18 protein-coding genes are annotated in these 17,199 nt (G+C 70.0%); 8 read left to right on the forward strand and 10 right to left on the reverse strand.

All coding sequences use genetic code 11. The features are described from left to right. Positions 1 to 25: 25 nt before the first annotated feature. The 6 genes from ACRSBM_RS11880 to ACRSBM_RS11905 are packed head-to-tail and all read right to left on the reverse strand — an operon-like array spanning position 26 to position 4,923. The gene (locus ACRSBM_RS11880; RefSeq protein WP_434442891.1) at positions 26 to 1,018 is read right to left on the reverse strand and encodes a proline racemase family protein; all 993 of its coding nucleotides are present in this window, start codon (positions 1,016 to 1,018) and stop codon (positions 26 to 28) included. Next, positions 1,015 to 1,908 (reverse strand): dihydrodipicolinate synthase family protein, encoded by an 894-nt coding sequence (locus ACRSBM_RS11885; protein ID WP_434442893.1) that lies wholly within the window; start codon positions 1,906 to 1,908, stop codon positions 1,015 to 1,017. Before ACRSBM_RS11885 ends, ACRSBM_RS11880 begins: the two co-directional genes overlap by 4 nt. Then, positions 1,905 to 3,095, reverse strand: coding sequence for an FAD-dependent oxidoreductase (locus ACRSBM_RS11890; RefSeq protein ID WP_434442895.1), 1,191 nt, complete (start codon positions 3,093 to 3,095; stop codon positions 1,905 to 1,907). Before ACRSBM_RS11890 ends, ACRSBM_RS11885 begins: the two co-directional genes overlap by 4 nt. Beyond that, positions 3,092 to 3,274, reverse strand: coding sequence for a 2Fe-2S iron-sulfur cluster-binding protein (locus ACRSBM_RS11895; protein ID WP_434442898.1), 183 nt, complete (start codon positions 3,272 to 3,274; stop codon positions 3,092 to 3,094). Before ACRSBM_RS11895 ends, ACRSBM_RS11890 begins: the two co-directional genes overlap by 4 nt. Next, positions 3,265 to 4,350 carry an NAD(P)/FAD-dependent oxidoreductase gene (locus ACRSBM_RS11900; protein ID WP_434442901.1) on the reverse strand — a complete coding sequence of 362 codons (1,086 nt, stop codon included), beginning with the start codon at positions 4,348 to 4,350 and terminating at the stop codon, positions 3,265 to 3,267. Before ACRSBM_RS11900 ends, ACRSBM_RS11895 begins: the two co-directional genes overlap by 10 nt. Positions 4,351 to 4,377: 27 nt before the next feature. Then, complete coding sequence (locus ACRSBM_RS11905; RefSeq protein ID WP_434442904.1) at positions 4,378 to 4,923, reverse strand: helix-turn-helix domain-containing protein; 546 nt, start codon at positions 4,921 to 4,923, stop codon at positions 4,378 to 4,380. 30 nt (positions 4,924 to 4,953) lie between these two features. Here ACRSBM_RS11905 and ACRSBM_RS11910 point away from each other — a divergent pair, with 30 nt between their 5' ends. The 3 genes from ACRSBM_RS11910 to ACRSBM_RS11920 all read left to right on the forward strand — a co-directional run bounded on the left by ACRSBM_RS11910 (position 4,954) and on the right by ACRSBM_RS11920 (position 7,454). Then, on the forward strand, positions 4,954 to 5,340 hold the full coding sequence (locus ACRSBM_RS11910; protein WP_434442906.1) for a hypothetical protein: 387 nt from the start codon (positions 4,954 to 4,956) through the stop codon (positions 5,338 to 5,340). 325 nt (positions 5,341 to 5,665) lie between these two features. Then, positions 5,666 to 6,616 carry an ankyrin repeat domain-containing protein gene (locus tag ACRSBM_RS11915; protein ID WP_434442907.1) on the forward strand — a complete coding sequence of 317 codons (951 nt, stop codon included), beginning with the start codon at positions 5,666 to 5,668 and terminating at the stop codon, positions 6,614 to 6,616. A 7-nt stretch (positions 6,617 to 6,623) separates the two neighbouring features. Further along, positions 6,624 to 7,454: an oxygenase MpaB family protein gene (locus tag ACRSBM_RS11920; protein WP_434442908.1), complete on the forward strand. Its 831-nt coding sequence runs from the start codon at positions 6,624 to 6,626 to the stop codon at positions 7,452 to 7,454. Here ACRSBM_RS11920 and ACRSBM_RS11925 read toward each other — a convergent pair. After that, a complete protein-coding gene (locus ACRSBM_RS11925) occupies positions 7,444 to 8,217 on the reverse strand; it encodes an alpha/beta fold hydrolase (protein WP_434442910.1) in 774 nt (257 codons plus the stop codon). The two genes, ACRSBM_RS11920 and ACRSBM_RS11925, sit on opposite strands and share 11 nt — an antisense overlap. A 261-nt stretch (positions 8,218 to 8,478) precedes the next feature. Here ACRSBM_RS11925 and ACRSBM_RS11930 point away from each other — a divergent pair, with 261 nt between their 5' ends. After that, positions 8,479 to 9,966, forward strand: coding sequence for a chitinase (locus ACRSBM_RS11930; protein WP_434442911.1), 1,488 nt, complete (start codon positions 8,479 to 8,481; stop codon positions 9,964 to 9,966). Positions 9,967 to 10,154: 188 nt separating this feature from the next. Then, positions 10,155 to 11,561 (forward strand): transposase, encoded by a 1,407-nt coding sequence (locus tag ACRSBM_RS11935; protein WP_434438575.1) that lies wholly within the window; start codon positions 10,155 to 10,157, stop codon positions 11,559 to 11,561. 54 nt (positions 11,562 to 11,615) lie between these two features. On the opposite strand, the gene ACRSBM_RS11940 is transcribed toward ACRSBM_RS11935, so the two are convergent. After that, positions 11,616 to 12,257 (reverse strand): transcriptional regulator, encoded by a 642-nt coding sequence (locus ACRSBM_RS11940; protein ID WP_434442913.1) that lies wholly within the window; start codon positions 12,255 to 12,257, stop codon positions 11,616 to 11,618. 70 nt (positions 12,258 to 12,327) lie between these two features. On the opposite strand from ACRSBM_RS11940, the gene ACRSBM_RS11945 reads away from it, so the two are divergent. Next, entirely contained in the window at positions 12,328 to 12,654 is a 327-nt protein-coding gene (locus ACRSBM_RS11945; RefSeq protein ID WP_434442915.1) for a DUF6204 family protein, read from the forward strand. A gap of 50 nt (positions 12,655 to 12,704) precedes the next feature. Here the strand turns inward: ACRSBM_RS11945 and ACRSBM_RS11950 are convergent, their stop codons facing one another. After that, complete coding sequence (locus ACRSBM_RS11950) at positions 12,705 to 14,834, reverse strand: RICIN domain-containing protein (RefSeq protein WP_434442917.1); 2,130 nt, start codon at positions 14,832 to 14,834, stop codon at positions 12,705 to 12,707. Between the two features lie 106 nt (positions 14,835 to 14,940). Between ACRSBM_RS11950 and ACRSBM_RS11955 the strand changes: the two genes are divergently transcribed. After that, positions 14,941 to 15,438, forward strand: a complete 498-nt coding sequence (locus ACRSBM_RS11955) for an ArsR/SmtB family transcription factor (RefSeq protein WP_434442918.1) — start codon at positions 14,941 to 14,943, stop codon at positions 15,436 to 15,438. Continuing rightward, positions 15,431 to 16,009, forward strand: a complete 579-nt coding sequence (locus ACRSBM_RS11960) for an SRPBCC family protein (protein WP_434442920.1) — start codon at positions 15,431 to 15,433, stop codon at positions 16,007 to 16,009. The genes ACRSBM_RS11955 and ACRSBM_RS11960 overlap by 8 nt, the downstream gene beginning before the upstream one ends. On the opposite strand, the gene ACRSBM_RS11965 is transcribed toward ACRSBM_RS11960, so the two are convergent. Further along, the gene (locus ACRSBM_RS11965) at positions 15,982 to 17,184 is read right to left on the reverse strand and encodes an FAD-binding protein (RefSeq protein WP_434442921.1); all 1,203 of its coding nucleotides are present in this window, start codon (positions 17,182 to 17,184) and stop codon (positions 15,982 to 15,984) included. The genes ACRSBM_RS11960 and ACRSBM_RS11965 overlap by 28 nt on opposite strands. Between the last annotated feature and the right edge of the window lie 15 nt (positions 17,185 to 17,199).

The following is a 17,199-nucleotide window of genomic DNA, read 5'->3' on the forward strand; positions in this document are numbered from 1 at the left end:
CCCGACGGATCGGCGAGCGCGTCGGCTACAGCGAGAACCCCTCGGGGAACGGATCGGTCGGATCGAGGAGGTACTGGCCCATCCCGGTGATCCACGCGCGACCGGCCACAGTGGGCAGCACCGCCGTCCGGTCACCCAGCGGAACCTCCTGCAGCAACCGGCCGATGAACCTGGTGCCGATGAACGACTCGTTCACGAAGTCCGTGCCGATCTCCAGTTCGCCGCGCGCGTGCAACTGGGCCATCCGGGCGCAAGTGCCCGTGCCGCAGGGAGAACGGTCGAACCAGCCGGGGTGGATCGCCATCGCGTTGCGCGAGTGGGCGCCGTCCTGGCCCGGCGCGGTGAACTGGACGTGCTTGCAGCCGCCGATCGCCGCGTCCACCGGGTGCACCGGGCGGTTCACCGCGTTGATCCGGTCCATGATGGACAGTCCGGCGGCCAGGATCCGGTCCTTCTCCGCCCTGTCGAACGGGATGCCCAGGTCCGCGAGGGGCACGATCGCGTAGAAGTTGCCGCCGTACGCCATGTCGTAGCGGACCTCGCCGAGTCCGGGCACGTCCACGACGGCGTCCAGCTCGTGCGCGTACGCCGGGACGTTGCGGATCGTCACGAGCTTCGTGCGGGTGTCGTAGTCGGCGAGCACCAGCCCTGCCGGGGTGTCGAGCCGCACGGTCGTGACGGGCTCGGTCACCTCGACCATGCCGGTCTCCACCAGCACCGTCGCCACGCCGATCGTGCCGTGCCCGCACATCGGCAGGCAGCCGGACACCTCGATGTAGAGCACGCCCCAGTCCGCGTCCGGCCGGGTCGGCGGCTGCAGGATCGCGCCGCTCATCGCCGCGTGCCCGCGCGGTTCGTTCACCAGGAACCTGCGGACGTGGTCGTGATCGGAGATGAAGTTCAGCCGCTTCTCGGCCATGGTCTCGCCGGGGATCACCCCGGCCCCACCGGTGATCACGCGCGTCGGCATGCCCTCGGTATGCGAGTCGACGGCGCTGAAGTACTTGGCGAACCTCATGACGTCGCCAGTTTCATGTCCGCGTCGACCTGGGCCAGCTGCTCGGCGCTGAGCGGGCCGCGCGGGGGACGGCACGGGCCGCCGTAGCGGCCGACGAAGTCCATCGAGCGCTTGATCGCCTGCACGAACTCGGTGCGCGAGTCCCAGCGGAACGCCGGCACGAGCTTCTCGTACAACGCGCGCGCCTCGGCGAGCCTGCCCTGCTGCGCCAGGTCGAACAGCTCGGTGCACTCGGCCGGGAACACGTTGGGGTAGCCCGCGAACCAGCCCGTCGCGCCCATCAGCAGGCTCTCCAGGACGACGTCGTCCGCACCGGCCACCACGGTGAGGTGCGGGGCGGCCGCGCGGATCTCCAGCACGCGCCGGACGTCGCCGGAGAACTCCTTGACCGCCACCACGTTCTCGATCTGGCCGAGCTCCGCGAGCAGGTCCGGCGTGAGGTCGACCTTGGTGTCGATCGGGTTGTTGTAGACCATGATCGGCAGTCCGGCCTTCGCGACCTCGCGGAAGTGGTGCACGACCTCGCCGCGGTTGGCCCGGTACATCGTCGGCGGCAGGCAGAGCACGCCGTCCGCGCCGTCCTCGGCCGCGAGCTCGGCCCAGTGCCGGGCCTGGTGCGCGCCCACGCCGTGCACGCCGATCACCGCGATGCCGCGCCCCTTGACCGCCGCGATGGCGGTCTGCGCGACCTCACGGCGTTCCGCGTCGGTCAGCGACGAGTACTCGCCCAGCGAGCCGTTCGGGCCGACGCCGCGGCAGCCGTTCTCGACGACCCACCGGCAGTGCTCGGCGAACTTCTCCAGGTCCGGGCGGAGTCCCGCCGGGGCGCTCGGGTCCTCGGCGTAGGGGAGTGCGGTGGCGACGATGACGCCGTCGAGGCGTTCGCTCATGTTTTGTCCTCCGGGAGTTCGGCGAGTTCGCCGAGGGGGATCGGGATCGCGATCACGCGGCGTTGCCCGTCGAACGGGACGCCGGTGAGCTCGGCGGCGTTGCGGGCGCAGATGCGACCCTGACAGCGGCCCATCGCGACCCGGCTGGTCAGCTTGAGCTCGCGCATGCTCGTGGCATCGCCGAGGTCTTCGAGACGGACCTTCTCGCAGCGGCACACGATGGTGTCCGGGTTCAGCCACGTCCGCCAGCCCGGTTGCACGGCATGCGCTCTGGCCAGGGCTTGGGCGAAGAGGCGGCCTTCGCGCACGGCTTCCACGGCCTTCGCGGGCGGGTTCAGTCCTGCCGCGGCGGCTCCGGCGACGACGCCCTCGGCCTCGGCCAGGTCGGCGCCACCGATGCCGGTGACCTCCCCGGCCGCGTAGACGTTCTCGACCGACGTCCGCTGGCGTTCGTCGACGTCGTAGAAGTCGTTGGTGCGCCGGGCGTCCGGCAGGAGATCCGTGCGGGGCAGGAAGCCGTAGCCGACGCAGACGAGATCGGCGTGCACGGTGCGGTGGCTGACCGGGTGCCACCGGCTGTCGAGCTTCGCGACCGTCACGCGGTCACCGTGCTTGGCGATGACGGCGGTGCGGGTCTCCAGGCGTGGCAGCACTTTCCGGTAGCCGGCGAGCTCGCCGATCTTGTGCCGGTTCGCGGTGATCGCCTTGACCTCGCGGAGCCATCTCGTGGGGGACGACGCCTCGTAGACGCCGACGAGCGTGGCACCGAGGTCCTGCAACGCGGTGGCGACGGGCAGCAGGAACGGGCCGGTGCCCGTGACGATCACGCGTTCGGCCAGCGTGACGTCCTGTTTCGCGAGCGCCTGGGCGGCGCCCGCGGTGATGACGCCCGGGCCGTCCCAGCCGGGGAAGGGGAGCGGGCGGTCGTAGGCGCCGGTGGCGATGACCAGCGCGTCGAACCGCAGTCGCCCTGGTCCGCGCAGGTGGAGCGTGTTCCCCTCCACCAGCCAGGCCTCGGTGTTCTTCAGGTGTGTGACACCGGGATGGCCGAACCTGGCCCGTCCGCGCAGGTACTGGCCACCGGCCTCGGGTTCCGAGTCGACCATCGTGACCTCGGCGCCCGCGTCGGCGGCGGTCCTGGCGGCGGCCATCCCGGCCGGTCCCGCGCCCACGACGACGATCCTCATGGCTTCGTCCTGATCACGTCGCCGTCGCGCAGCGGGTGGCGGCACGCGCGGACCTCCGGCACGCCGTTGATCTCCGCGACGCAGCCGAAGCAGACGCCGATGCCGCAGAAGAACCTGCCGGGCAACAACTCCGCGACGTGGGCGACCTCGCGTTGCAGGCCGTTGAACGTCACCAGCACACCATCACCTCCGGCCGGTCGACCCGGAACGGGCTGGGATCGACGAGCGGGGTCTCGCCCGTCAGCAGTTGCGCGAGCAGGCGTCCGGTGGCCGGGGCGAGCCCGACGCCGGCGCCCTCGTGCCCGGTGGCGTGCCACAGGCCGGGCGTGCGCGGGTCCTCGCCGATGATCGGCAGGTGATCCGGCGCGTACGGGCGGAAGCCGCCGTACGCGCGCATGACCGGCACCTGGGCCAGCATCGGGAAGAGGGCGATCGCCTTCAACGCCAACGCTTTCAGCACCTTGCTCTCGATCGCGTCGTCGAAGCCCTTGCGCTGGCGGCTCGACCCGATCAGCACCGTGCCGGCCTGGGTCGACTCGACGACGCCGGAGGTCCGCAGGTCCGCGTCACCGCTCGCGACGGCGCCGACGTAGTCCGCGTCGTAGACCTTGTGCCGGATCGTGCCCGGGATCGGCGTGGTGACCAGGACGACGCCGCGCCGGGGCAGCACGTTGACGCCGAAGTTCCGCGCCCACGGCCCGGTGGCGTTGACGACGGCGCCGCAGCTGATCACGCCGTCGGCGGTGGTGACGCTGCGACCGTCCGTTGTGGACACGTCGGCGCGCGTGACCGTGATGCCGCGCAGCAGGGTTTTGGTGGCCTTGACCGGGTTGAGCTGCGCGTCCTGCAGGTAGTGGACGGCCGCGGTGATCTCCGGGTTGAGGTGCGGCTCGTGGGTCAGCGCCTCCGCGGCCGTGATCTCGCAGGCGTCGACGCCCGCGGCGCGTTGCTTCGCGGCGAAGGCCTTCAGCGGTTCGGCGGCCTCGGGAGTCGTGGCGACGACCAGACCGCCCTTCTCCTCCCACTCGGCGTCTCCGGCCAGGTCCGGCCAGAGTTCCCGGCTCGCCTTCGCGAGGTCGAGCTCCGGGCCCGGCTCCTTGTCGCTGACCAGGACGTTGCCCTCACCGGCCGCGCTGGTGCCCGACGCCGGCCCGTGGCGGTCGAGGACGAGGACGTGGAGCCCGCGCGCCGTCAACGCCTGGGCGCACGCGGCTCCGATGATGCCCGCGCCCATGACCACGACGTCCGGGTGCATCGCCACCTCCGTTCATTAGAATGAACGTTAGTGCTTCGGATACTCCAGCACCAGTACCGAGCTGACCTCATCTCCGACGGTCTCGTACAGGTGCGGGACCGAACCGGGGAAGCACACGTAGTCTCCCGGCCCGAGCTCGTAGGGTTCGTCGACCGGCCCCACGCGCAGCCGGCCGCCCGTGACCAGCACGTGCTCCCTGCCGGAATGACCTTCGCTGGTCTGCGTGCCGCCGGGCCGGACGCGCTGGTCGTAGATCTCCAGCACGGTGTCCCCGATGTCCATCCGCCGCATCAGCCGCAGGTCGACGGCGTTGCTGCTGAGCACCTCGACGTCACGGGCCCGCACCAGCACGACGTCCAGTGGTGTCCGCGCGGTCACCAGCTCCGACACAGGCACGTCCAGAGCGTTCGACAAACTGAACACTGTCTCGATCGTCGGGTTGCCCGAGCCGCTCTCCAGCTGGGACAGCGTGCCCTTGGCGATGGACGACCGCCGCGCGAGCTCCGACAGGGACAACCCGCGTTGCTCCCGGAACGCCCTGATGTTGGCGCCAAGCACCTGACCCGCACTCATAGCCACTGATCGTTGCATAGGCTTGCGCCCATGACTGCGTACACGGAGGCGGAGGGGCAGACCCTCCGCACGGCCGTTTTCGGTGCCATGGTGCTGGTGTCCACTGCGGACCCCGGCTCGGTCGACGAGGAGAGCCACGCCGGCGTCAGGGCCATCACCCTGCTCTCGGACGACCTGCGCGCCATCATCGCCGCCGCCCCGCCCGCGCTGCCGCAGGGCTCGGCGTCCGATGTGGAGGCGGGCGTGCTGGCCGCGCTGCGCGACTCGGTGGCGATCATCAACGCCCACGAACCCCGCGACGTCGCGATCTTCCGCGCGGCCGTGAGCGAGATGTGCCGGTCGGTGGCGGGCGCGGACGGCGAGGTGGCGGTGGCGGAGAAGGAGATGGTGACCAGGGTGGTCGAGGCCCTCGGGTAGCGGCGCCGCCGGCCGCGGCCGCCGACGAGGTGCTGCTCGCCGAGGAGGTGCTGGTGGCGCCGTTCGGCCTCCGCCGCGGGCTCCAGGGCGGGCGCGTACCGGCTGTTCATCCAGTTCACCGTGAACGGGCCGCGTTCGTACTTCGTGACGGTCAACGGCGGCACGCCGGTCGAGGTGAAGCCCGACGGGATCGGCGACAACATCCCTTACGTGGCCGAGATCCCCGGTGACGCTCGACGCCGGCGCCAACACCGTCAGGTTCGGCAACGACACCGCCGGTGCGCCCGGCCTGGACCAGATCTCGATCGCGTAGGGTGCCGTTCCCATGGGGGCGGAAAGCCGGGGATGGCAGGGTTTCGGGTACACCTCGTGGACCAGTACGGAAGCGGTGCTGGAACGGCTCGGCGCCGGTGCCGACCCGAACGCGACCGAGCACTGGATGCCACCGCTGCACATCGCGGCCGAGTACGGCTCACCGGAGGTGGTGGCCGAGCTGGCCGCGCGGGTGGACGACGTCGACGCACTCGTGGACGGGCGCTCGGCCCTGTGGCGGGCGGTGGACCGGGGCAAGCCGGAGCACGCGCGGGCGCTGCTGGCCGCGGGCGCGGACCCGGTGCGTCCCATGATGTCCGGTTGGTCGCCCGCCCGGCTGAGCCTGGTGACCGGGCACGTCATCCCGTCCGGCGAGGTGCTGACCGAGCAGGAGCGGGCGGCGATCGCCGAGCGCGACCGGATGCTCGCCGCGCTCGGTGACTTCCCGCGGTTCGACGGTTTCAGCATCGCCTGCGTCGCGGGGATCGACGCGGCGGAGGCGACCCGCAGGCTGAAGGCGTCCGTCGTGCCCGACGACGAGGTGCCGAACCTCGGCGACTGGTACGACGACCCGTTCGACGACGACACCGAGCTCGCCATGGGAGTGACCGACGTGCCGGGCGGCTGCGTCGTGACGCAGCCCTGGTTCTACAACGCCTCCACCCCGGTGGTGACGAACCGGCTCTCGGCGGGCACCGTCGTGTACGCCATGTTCGCGAACCCCAAGAGCGGTGACCAGGGCAGGATCGACCGCGACGGCCGGATCGCCGGGTGGGACCTGCACCCCGGTGGCGCGCCCGGCCCGGACGACGGCACGCTCGAGGTGTTGCTGGCACACCTGTACGCCACCAATGCCGTCGCCTACTGCTGCGCCTACACGGGCCTGCGCCCGGAGGACAACCGGGCGTTCACCGAGCCGGACCGGTGGCTGCTCCTTCCCGACATCGACTACTGGCGCGCATGATGGAGTGATGCTGGAGGCGTTGAGACGACAGCTGGGTGAGGGACTCTTCGAGCGGGTCGTGGGTCCGGACCGCGAAAGACACGCGCGGCGGATCCACGAGTCGCCCGGCCCCCGCCTGTTCGCCGACGACCGGCCGATCCGGCACGTCCACGCCGACAACGCGATGTTCATCGGCGGTCTGCGGGCGTTGCTGCTGCAGTCGCTGCACCCGCTGGCGATGGCGGCGGTCGCACAGCACTCCGACTACCGCACGGACCCGTGGGGACGGCTGCAGCGCACGAGCCTGTTCATCGGCGTCACGACCTTCGGCAGCGCGGAGGACGCGCACCAGGCCGTCGAACGCCTCGGGCGCGTGCACCGGCACATCCACGGCACCGCGCCGGACGGCCGCCGGTACCGCGCCGACGACCCGCACCTGCTGGCCTGGGTGCACGTGGCCGAGGTCGACAGCTTCCTGCGCTGCCACCAGCGCTACGGCGACAAGCCCCTCGCCGACTACGACGGATACGTCGCCGACATGGCCGTCATCGCCCACGCGATGGGCATCCCCGACCCGCCGCGCACCACCGCCGAGCTCGACGCACGGCTCCAGTCCTACCGCGCCGAGCTCCGCGGCACTCCCGAGGCGCGGGAGGCGGCCAGGTTCCTGCTGCTCAAGGCCCCTTTGCCGTGGCCGGCGCGCGGGCCGTACGCGATCCTGGCCGCCAACGCCGTGGCGAGCCTGCCGCTGTGGGCGCGGATCCCGTTGCGGCTGCCCTACCTGCCGATCACCGAGGCCACCGGCGTGCGGCTCGCGGGCCACGCGTTGATGCGCGGCCTGCGGTGGGTCACGAGCTGATCCTCAGCAGGAAGCCGGCCACCAGCGGCGTGGCCTCGCCGGCGAACTCCTCGAAGTAGCCGTGCCGGGCTCCTTCGAGCAGGTGCATCCGGGCGCCGGGAATCCGTTCGGTGATCAGGGGAGCGTTGGCCGTGGGGTTGAAGACGTCGTCGGTCCCGTGCACGACAAGCGTCGGCGCGGTGATCGACGGCAGCACGTCCCACGCGTCGTGCTCGGCACTCGCGAAGAGGTGCCTCTTGCGCGCGTAGGGCGGCATCCGCGGGTCGCCGAGCGTGTTGAACGGACCTCGGTAGGCAGGCGTGTACATCAGCTCCTCCAACGCCCGGCGCGCCTTCATCGGGTCGACCTGGGCGAGGGACCTGCGCACCTCGGCGCCGCGCTCGACCGCGTGCGGGCCGCCGGGGGAGGTGCAGCCGAGCACGAGCCGGTCGACGCGGCCGCCGTGCTCCGCCGCGATCCACTGCGCGATCCGGCCACCCATCGAGGTGCCGTAGACGTGGGCGGCGCCGATGCCCGCGTCGTCGAGGATCGCGACGCAGTCCGCGGCGAACATCCGGGTGCTGTACGGGGTGTCGGGCTTGTCGCTGGAACCGGTGCCGCGGTGGTCGGTGACGATCGTCGTGAACCGCTCCGAGAACTCCGGCCGGACCTGTGACCACCAGCGCGACGAGTTCGACTGACCCGCGATGAGCAGCAGCGGTGGCCCGGAGCCCTCGACCGAGTAGAAGAGCCTGGTTCCGTCGGCGGCACGAGCGTAGGGCACAACGGATCAGTGTAGTGCTGCGTCAGCCAGCCTTCGCCGCGTCTTCGGCGCTCAGCAGGTCGCCTCGCGGCACCGGCCCCGCGCCCCGGTACAACCAGTACAGGGACGCGGGGCCGGCACCACGATGCGGCCGTCTGAACACCGAATACGGGGCAAAGGCCGGCTGACGCAGCACAAGAACCTTGACTCACCGATAGATGGTCTAGTCCAATTCGGGATGACCCCCTGCCGGCCGCCGCGCGTAAGGGATGGAGCAGCCCGATGCTGTTGTTCGCTCGAATATCCGCGGTGGCCGCACTGGTGCTCGGCACCGTGATCGTGAGTCTCGCCCCGGCCAGCGCCGCCGGAGTCACGGCGACGTTCTCCAAACAGGCCTGGAGCACCGGCTACACCGCGACGGTGACGATCAAGAACGAGACCAGCGCGGCCATCGGTTCCTGGAAGGTCGAGTTCGACTACCCGGCCTCGACCAGCGTCGGCGCCTACTGGGACTCGCTGCTCACCAAGAGCGGCAACCGCAACACGTTCGCCAACCGCGAGTACAACGGCTCGGTCGCGCCCGGCGCCAGCGTCACGTTCGGGTTCAACGCCTCCGGCACCGCCGACCCGGCGAACTGCACGATCAACGGCGCCGCCTGCACTGGAGGCACCAGCCCGACGACCACCTCGACCACTACCACCACCTCGACCAACACCACCACCACCACGACCACCACGACCACGCCTCCGACGGGGTCGTTGCCGCGCAAGGTCCTCGTCGGCTACCTGCACGCGAGCTTCGCCAACGGCTCCGGCTACATCCGCATGCGGGACGTGCCGGACGAGTGGGACGTCATCAACCTCTCGTTCGCGGAGCCGACCAGCGCGACCTCGGGTGAGCTGCGGTTCACCCAGTGCCCGGTCGCCGAGTGCCCGAACGTCGAGTCCGAGGCCGAGTTCATCGCCGGCATCCGCGCCCAGCAGCAGAAGGGCAAGAAGGTGCTGATCTCGATCGGCGGGCAGAACGGGCAGGTGCGGCTCGAGACCACGGCCGCGCGTGACGCGTTCGTGCGCTCGGCGTCGGCGATCATCGACCGGTACGGCCTGAACGGTCTCGACGTCGACTTCGAGGGCCACTCGCTGTCGCTCAACGCCGGGGACACCGACTTCCGGAACCCGACGACGCCGGTGGTCGTGAACCTCATCTCCGCGCTGCGGTCGCTGAAGTCCCGCTACGGCGCCGGCTTCGTGCTGACGATGGCACCGGAGACGTTCTTCGTGCAGGTCGGCTACCAGTTCTACGGCGGCGCGGGCGGCGGCGACGCGCGCACGGGCGCGTACCTGCCGGTGATCGAGGCGATGCGCGACGACCTGACGTTGCTGCACGTCCAGCACTACAACTCGGGACCGGTGATGGGCCTGGACAACCAGTACCACTTCATGGGCGGCTCGGACTTCCACATCGCGATGGCCGACATGGTGCTCGCCGGGTTCCCGGTGCGCGGTGACACGTCGAAGGTCTTCGCGCCGCTGCGGCAGGAACAGGTCGCCATCGGCCTGCCCGCCGCAGTGCCGGCCGGCAACGGGTTCACGTCCGTGGCCGACGTGCACACCACGTTGAACTGCCTCACGAAGGGCACGGGGTGCGGTAGCTACCAGCCGAAGGGCGTCTACCCGAACCTGCGCGGCCTCATGACGTGGTCGATCAACTGGGACAAGTTCAACAACTACGAGTTCTCCAAGCAGCACAGGGCCTATCTGCCCCGCTAGCAAGTCGATGGGGGGAGCTTTCATCAACCTGACGTTGATCTGGTGTTTTAACCAGGAGGCTCCTGATCTTTGACATAGGCACGGCCACCGCTTGATCATCTTCGGGTTCCGTCCAAAGAACTCGATCATGACAATTGGTGGCCGTGTCTCCTAGTGTGCCTGATCAAGGTCTGAGTGCCCAAGTCCGGGTGCTGCAACGGTTCCGGCGCGAGCTCTATGACTGTTTCGGCGCGTGGCGGGACACGTTGTTCGAGCTGGTGGACGCGTTGCTGGTGAGTCCGCAGCGGCCGTCGTCGGTGCCGTGGCTGACGTTGGAGACGCCGCTGCGACGCGGGCACGGCAGCGTCTACAAGGCGTTGAAGCATGGCCGGGTCGACACCCAGGGGCTCGCGCGGACGTTGACCCGGCTGGTGATCGGCTCCGCGGACGTGGCCGATCCGCTGGTGTTCGCGCTGGACTGTTCGCAGTGGCCCCGTCCAGGCGCGGTCACCAGCCCTGGCCGGACGCTGAACTACGACGCGGCCAAGGACCGGCGTGACCGGCGGGCACCGGTGACCGAGGGCTGGTGGTTTCAGTGGCTGGCCGCCACCAACAGCGAGCACTCGTCGTGGGCGCCGCCGGTCGACCTGGCCCGGATCGGCCCCGATGACAACCATCACGCGGTCGCGGTGACCCAGATCAGGTCCCTGCTCGACCGGTTGCCCGCCGACCGGCCGCACGTGCCGGTGGTGTGTCTGGACGGTGACTACAGTGCGTCCTGGATCGGCCGGCAGCTGGCCGGACTGCCGGTGCAGATGCTGATCCGGGTGCGGTCGGACTCGGTGATGCGCACCGACCCGCCCCCGCGCCGGGCCGGGGCTCGCGGCCGGCCGCCGGTGCACGGACCGGCGATGAAACTGCCGGAGGTGGCCAGCTGGCCCGAGCCCGACGAGATCAGGATCGTGCCACCCCGGCCGGACCGGGGCCGCCGGCACGAGCTGTCGGTACTGGCCTGGCACGGCCTGCACCCGCGGCACTCCAAGAAACTCGACGAACCCGGCCGGACCCCGCACCCAGGCAAGGCACGGGAGATCGTGCGCGGCAGCGTGATCCGCATCCACTCCGCGGCACCGGACGAGAAACCGATCTGGCTTTTCTGGACCGGACCGGGCGGCTCGTTCGACCTGGACCGGCTCTGGCGGGCCTACCTGCGCCGCTTCCACATCGAGCACCTGTTCCGGTTCATCAAACAGCACCTCGGCTGGACCGCACCGAGGCTGCGCACCCCCGAACAGGCCGAACGATGGAGCTGGCTGATCGCCGCCTCCTACACCCACCTGCACGCCGCCCGCGACCTCGTCGCAGACCACCGCCTGCCCTGGGAACGCGCGGGCCTGATGTCCCCGCTACGGGTCAAACGCGGATTTCGGATACTTCAGCCCGAGCTGGACACCCCGGCCAAGTCCCGCAAACCCTCCCAGCCCGGCCCCGGCCGCCCACCCGGACGCACCTCCACACCCGCACCCCGCCACCCCGTGACCCGCAAACACCCCAGCTCACCCAAACCCAAGACACACAACAAGAAACGAGCCGCCGCTGACGCGACGGCCCGCTAAAGAGCTCACCTGAGGTTAAAACACCAGGTTGATGAAAGCTCCCCCCATCAAGATTCACGCCAGGGTGGACCAGAACTGCAGCTCGTAGGCCTGCAGCAGGCGGCCGTAGCGCCACGCGTGCTTCGGCTGCCAGCCCGCGTCGAGCGCGGCCTGGATGGCGGCGACCGCGCGGTCCTCGAGCTGCGGCGCGGGCGTGGCGAAGAAGTCGACGAACGCGCAGGCCTCGTCGTCGAACCCGTAGTGCTCGCGCAGCCCCTCGGCCATCCGGGCGCAGTAGCCGCCCCACGCCGTGAAGTTCGCGAGGATCGCCAGGATCACGTCGGTCGGCTCGCCGTTGAGCGCCATCCACGCCTGGTAGGCCGGGTAGGCCTGGCAGCCGGGGAACGGCTCGTAGGCCGCGAACTTCTCGGCCGGCATGCCGGCGGCCCTGGCCAGCGGCTCGAGCATCGGCAGCACCAGCTCCTCGCCGCCCGCGAGCAGCGTGAAGAACGCCCGCGCGTTCGGCTCCTCCGCCTTCGCGGCGAGCGCCAGGAATGTTCGCCAGTCGGACGACACGATGTGGTTCTCCTCCGCGGCGAACGTCGCGATCACGGAGCGCGGGGCCTGGCCCGTTTCGATCAGGTTCACCACGAGGTTGTCGTGCTCACCGGGGTGCAGCTCGGTCCGGATTCGCGTGACCAGCTCTTTTGCGTTCATGGTCGCCGATTCTTCCGCACGCCGGAAATCGTTCGCCAGACCTGTGGGCGTTCCGGGACCATCTTCGCTCGTGGCTGAACACACCTACCGAGTACTCGTTCGCGGCCGGTTCGCCGACCTGACCGACGAGCAGCGCGTGACGCTGCGGGAACGCCTGAAGGGCTTCGACTTCCTGCACGACGCCGGGTTCAGCGAAGAGGGCGCACTCACGTTCGACGAGAAGCTCGACTTCTTCAGCTACCGCGTGATCCTCACGGCGTCGGAGAAGCCGGACGAGGCGGGGCTGCGGCGCGCGACGACGGCCCTCGACGCGCTCGGAGTCGACTTCCGGGGACTCAAGGCCAAGGTCACCGACATGGACGAGATGAAGATCAACCGGCCGAAGCGGCTGGGCTGAGCGACGAGATGTCCCCGTGCTCCACGGAGCGGAGCACGGGGACACCGCTGTTAGGGGTAGTGCGCGAGGTAGGCCTCGGTCGACCCGGCTGTCGCCGTGCCACCCGCGTTGTTGATGATCCGCTGGATGGTTCCGTTGCCGCCCAACGACACCGTCACCATGCTGTGGAACTTCACGCCAGGGGTGTTCGGCACCTCGAACGCGCGGTCGGCCGTCACGGCGGCGTTGTACCGCATGTAGATGTAGCTGCCCAGGCCCCACGCCTCGTGCGTCGCGACGTGGTTCGCGACCTTGTAGGCCGCGTAGCCGCGGGTCGAGCCGTTCATCCACGCCGCCTGGTTGGGCGCCTCGTACGGCATCTCGTTCTGGTAGAAGTACGTCCGCCCGCCCTGGCCGTTCCAGATGGTCTGGTACTTCTGGTAGTGCTCGACGAAGAGCCCGTACATCGTCACGTTGTTGCCGTTGACGATCAGGCCGGTGTCCGCCGTGTTCACGTCCCAGCCGACGCCGTAGGAATGGTCACCGCGCCATAGCCACAGGTGGTCGCCGATCACGTTGTGGCTGTTGATAACCAACGAGGTCGTGGCCCGCCCGACGGCCGAACCGCCGATCCGCACGTACACGTCGTGCAGCGACGTCGGGTTGGCGGCGTGGTTGGCGTTGCTGCCCGGCGCGCCGACCTGCATCAGCAGCGGCGAGTTGGTCGGGGCCGCGTCGATCAGCAGGCCCGCGACCTTCACACCGTCCACATCGGCCACATCGATCGCCATGTTCCCGTTGGTGGGCATGACGGTCGCGAGACCCAGGCCCAGCACGACGGTGTCGGGGCGGGTGACCCGGATCGGCTCGCTGACCTGGTGGATGCCCGGTGTGAGCAGCAGGTGCTTGCCGGCCGCGAGCTGCGCGTTGATCGTGGCGGCCGAGGTGCCGGGCTTCGCGATGTAGAACTGCGACAGCGGGATGTTCGTGCCCTGCTGGTTGCCGGAGGCCCACGTGGTGCCGCTCGAGTTGGTGCGCAGGGCGGGGACGAACACGTTGTAGTTGCCGCCGCCGTCGATGTTCAGGAACGGCTTCTCGCGCACGACCGGCGTCTGCGGGACGTTCGTGTACGGCGGCTCCGGGAACGAGGTCTGCGGCGCGTTGCGCGCACCGACGAACACCATGTTCCAGTTCTCACCGGTCCACGAGCCCCACTCGGTGTTGCGCGACAGCCACTGCTGCTGCGAACCCGAGCGCACCTGCCCCGTCACGACGGAGTCGGTCAGGAAGCCGCCGCTGGACCAGCCGCCGTCATCGAGCTGCATGTTGCCGTAGACCTTGGTGCGGCGCATCGCGGACGCCTGCGAGACGGCCCACGTGTTGGTGCCGCCCGGCGGCCGGATCGCGAGGTTCTCCGCGCCACGCCAGAAGTTGTGCGTCGCGTTGCCCTGGAACCAGTCCGCCTCGACGTGCACCTGGCCGTTGATCGTCACGCCGTCGGGCAGCAGGCCGAGCCCGAGCACCTGGGTGAAGAAACCGATGTTGACGTCGACGTTGTAGTTGCCGGGCTTGAACATGATCGCGTACCGGCGCGCGTCGTACTGACCCTCCTCCTGCTGCCGGAACACGTCGTCCAGCCGCGCCTGGATGGTGGCCGCGGGCATCGACGGGTCGAAGACCAGCACGTGGGGGCCGAAGTCGGGCTGACTCGGGTCGGGGTTCCCGGAGGTGAGCCGGAAGAGCTGCGCGTTGGTCCCGTTGCAGGTGTACTGGACCAGCTGGACGTCACCGGTCGACGCGCCGGGCACGTCGAGGCACTTGGCGCTGTGCCGGTTCACGAACCGGTAGGTGTCCGTGCCGACCTGCTCGGCGCGCCATTGCTGGTTGTTCGCGCTGAAGTTCTGCCACATGTGGACCGCCGCGTTGTCCGCGGTCGACACGTTCGAGACGTCCCAGACCTGACCCTGGCCGACCGTGTGGTAGCCGTCGCTCGTGGGCGTGAAGGTCCACTTCTGCCCAGTGCAACCTTGTTGGCGGAGCTGTGCGCCGTTGGCCGTTCCCAGCGACTCCACGCACTTTCCGCTGCCGACGTTCGTCACTTGATAAGCGGTTCCGGGCACCACGTCGGCCTGGGCGGCGACCGTCCACACGGGAACGATCGCTGCTGCCGCCAACGCTGCCACCAGCAGGGGGGTTCTCACGGGTCACAGGGTGGGGGTGGTCCGTCGCAATGGTCAACGAACCTAACGGTTTCCGGTCGTGTTCCGGTATTGACAAATGAATTTGTCAAATGGGACCGTTCTGGGCATGGAGCTGTCGCCGTTGCGCAGATCGCTGCTGGAGCTGCTGAAGTCGCCCGCCTCGGCGACGCAGCTCGCGGCGGCCCTCGACCTGCCCCGGCAGCGGGTCAACTACCACGTGCGAGCCCTGGAACAGGCAGGACTCGTCGAGCTGGTCGAGCAACGCCAGCGGCGTGGCTGCGTCGAACGGGTGCTGCGCGCGAAGCCCGGCCGGGAGATCGCGGCCGGCGTCCAGGACCAGTTCGCCGCCACGCATCTGGTGTCCGTCGCGGCGGACACGGCGCGCGAGGTCGAGCGGATGTCGGGCGCGGCCGCCGACGCGGGAAAGCGCTTGCTCACCTTCACCGTGGAGACGACGGTCCGTTTCGGCGCGCCCGGCGACATCCACGAGTTCACCAGCGACCTGGCCGAAGCGGTGCGGCAGGTCGCGTTGAAGTACGACACCGAGTCAGGCCGCCCGTACCGGGTGGTCGCCATGGGCCACCCAGGAGCAGCAGATGGCTGACGAAGGCATCCAGATCGAGATCACCGTGGCCGCGCCGGTCGAGGAGGTGTGGCAGTCGTTCCGTGACAAGGAGAAGCTGCGGCACTGGCACGGCTGGGACATCCCGGAGCTCGACGCCGAGATCGACCAGATCTACTTCCAGGACGTCGAGGAGAACGGCACCACACTGGTTGTCGCCGGCCACGACACCTTCGCGCTCACGGCCGTTCCCGAGGGCACCCGTGTCGTGCTGACCCGCGCGCCCAAGGGCACCTCACCGGAGTGGGACGAGTACTACGACGACATCACCGAAGGCTGGATCACGTTCCTGCACCAGCTCAAGTTCGGGCACGAGTACCACCCCGGCGAGAAGCGCCGCACGCTGTTCTGGCCGTCCGAGGTCGACCTGGGCGTGACGGGGAAGCCGCTCTTCGAGTCGGCGAACCAGCGCGGTGTGGTGGTCGAGGAGTTCGGTCCGGGACTCGTGATCACCAGCGCGAAGATGACCGTCGTGACGACCTACGGGTTCTCCGACGACGAGCTGGAGGCGGTGCGCCGCAAGGGTCAGGCCGCCGTGGTCGAGCCGAAGTAGCGGGTCAGGAAGTCGTTGCGGAAGACACCTTTCGGGTCGTGCTCGCGCAGCAGCGCCCGGAAGGTGTCCCACTGCGGATAGCGGGCGGCCAGCAGCGCCGGCGGCACGGTGAAGAGCTTGCCCCAGTGCGGCCGCGGCGCGATCGCCTCCTCCAGGCGGGGCAGCAGCCTCAGCACCGCCGGGGTGTCCGGCACCCAGGTGAAGTGGATCGCGAGGCTGTCGCGGTCGTAGGCGGGGCTCAGCCACTGCGGTTCGGCGTCGATCGTGCGGATCTCGCAGGCCTGCACCAGCGGCGAGATCACCGTCGACATCTCCGCCAGCGCCCGCAACGCCGTCACCGCGCGCGTGCGGGGGACGAAGTACTCCGTCTGCAGCTCCTCGCCGACCGACGGGGTGAACTCGGCGCGGAAGTGGGGCAGGCGCTCGTGCCACGGGCCGGGCACGCCGCCCTGCGGCGTGCAGCGGGAGGCGGGCTGACCGGGCACCGGGTGGGCCGGTTCGGAGGCGGGGCGGCCGGGGAACGCGAACTCCTCGTCGCCCACGCGGTGCTTCGCCCACACCGTCGCGCCGCCCTGCCAGTCGACGAACGCGCTCACGCTGTACGCGCCGTCGAAGATCTGCTCCAGCCGGACGAGCAGTGTCGTCCACGCGACGTCCTCGTAGACGGTCTGGGCGACCTGGAACGACGGCACCACGTCCAGGGTCACGGTGGTGATGACGCCCAGCCCACCCAGTGACACGGGCGCGCCCGCGGAAGCCAGCTCGACGACCGAACCGTCACCGCGCAGGACCTCGACCGAACGGACGGCGCCCGCGAGGGAGCGCGACCCCGACCCGTGAGTGGCGGTGGCGATCGCCCCGGCGACGGTGATGTGCGGCAACGACGGCAGCGTGTGCAGGGCGAGGCCGGCGGCCTCCAGCCGGACGGACAGCGCGGCGAGGGTCATCCCGGCGCCGACGCGGACGGTGTGGCCGGAGACCTCGAAGACCTCGGGCATCGCCGACAGCGACACCAGCGTGCCGGTCGTGTCGGCGATCGTGCTGAACGAGTGCCCCGAGCCGACGACGTGCACGGCCGACGACCCGCGCACGATCGCACGCAGGTCGTCGGTCGAGGCCGGCTCGACGGCCTGCGTTGCGGTGAACGTGATGTTGCCCGCCCAGTTGGTCCTCATAGGCACACGGTAAGC

This window comes from Lentzea xerophila, from assembly GCF_051094245.1.
Classification (GTDB): Bacteria; Actinomycetota; Actinomycetes; order Mycobacteriales; family Pseudonocardiaceae; genus Lentzea; species Lentzea xerophila.

Bases quoted from the DNA above. Each gene is read 5' to 3' on its own strand.
- ACRSBM_RS11885 (WP_434442893.1), bottom strand. From the start codon at position 1,908: ATGAGCGAACGCCTCGACGGCGTCATCGTCGCCACCGCACTCCCCTAC.
- ACRSBM_RS11880 (WP_434442891.1), bottom strand. From the start codon at position 1,018: ATGAGGTTCGCCAAGTACTTCAGCGCCGTCGACTCGCATACCGAGGGC.
- ACRSBM_RS11890 (WP_434442895.1), bottom strand. From the start codon at position 3,095: ATGAGGATCGTCGTCGTGGGCGCGGGACCGGCCGGGATGGCCGCCGCC.
- ACRSBM_RS11930 (WP_434442911.1), top strand. From the start codon at position 8,479: ATGCTGTTGTTCGCTCGAATATCCGCGGTGGCCGCACTGGTGCTCGGC.
- ACRSBM_RS11955 (WP_434442918.1), top strand. From the start codon at position 14,941: ATGGAGCTGTCGCCGTTGCGCAGATCGCTGCTGGAGCTGCTGAAGTCG.
- ACRSBM_RS11900 (WP_434442901.1), bottom strand. From the start codon at position 4,350: ATGCACCCGGACGTCGTGGTCATGGGCGCGGGCATCATCGGAGCCGCG.
- ACRSBM_RS11915 (WP_434442907.1), top strand. From the start codon at position 5,666: ATGGGGGCGGAAAGCCGGGGATGGCAGGGTTTCGGGTACACCTCGTGG.
- ACRSBM_RS11910 (WP_434442906.1), top strand. From the start codon at position 4,954: ATGACTGCGTACACGGAGGCGGAGGGGCAGACCCTCCGCACGGCCGTT.
- ACRSBM_RS11960 (WP_434442920.1), top strand. From the start codon at position 15,431: ATGGCTGACGAAGGCATCCAGATCGAGATCACCGTGGCCGCGCCGGTC.
- ACRSBM_RS11940 (WP_434442913.1), bottom strand. From the start codon at position 12,257: ATGAACGCAAAAGAGCTGGTCACGCGAATCCGGACCGAGCTGCACCCC.
- ACRSBM_RS11965 (WP_434442921.1), bottom strand. From the start codon at position 17,184: ATGAGGACCAACTGGGCGGGCAACATCACGTTCACCGCAACGCAGGCC.
- ACRSBM_RS11920 (WP_434442908.1), top strand. From the start codon at position 6,624: ATGCTGGAGGCGTTGAGACGACAGCTGGGTGAGGGACTCTTCGAGCGG.
- ACRSBM_RS11905 (WP_434442904.1), bottom strand. From the start codon at position 4,923: ATGAGTGCGGGTCAGGTGCTTGGCGCCAACATCAGGGCGTTCCGGGAG.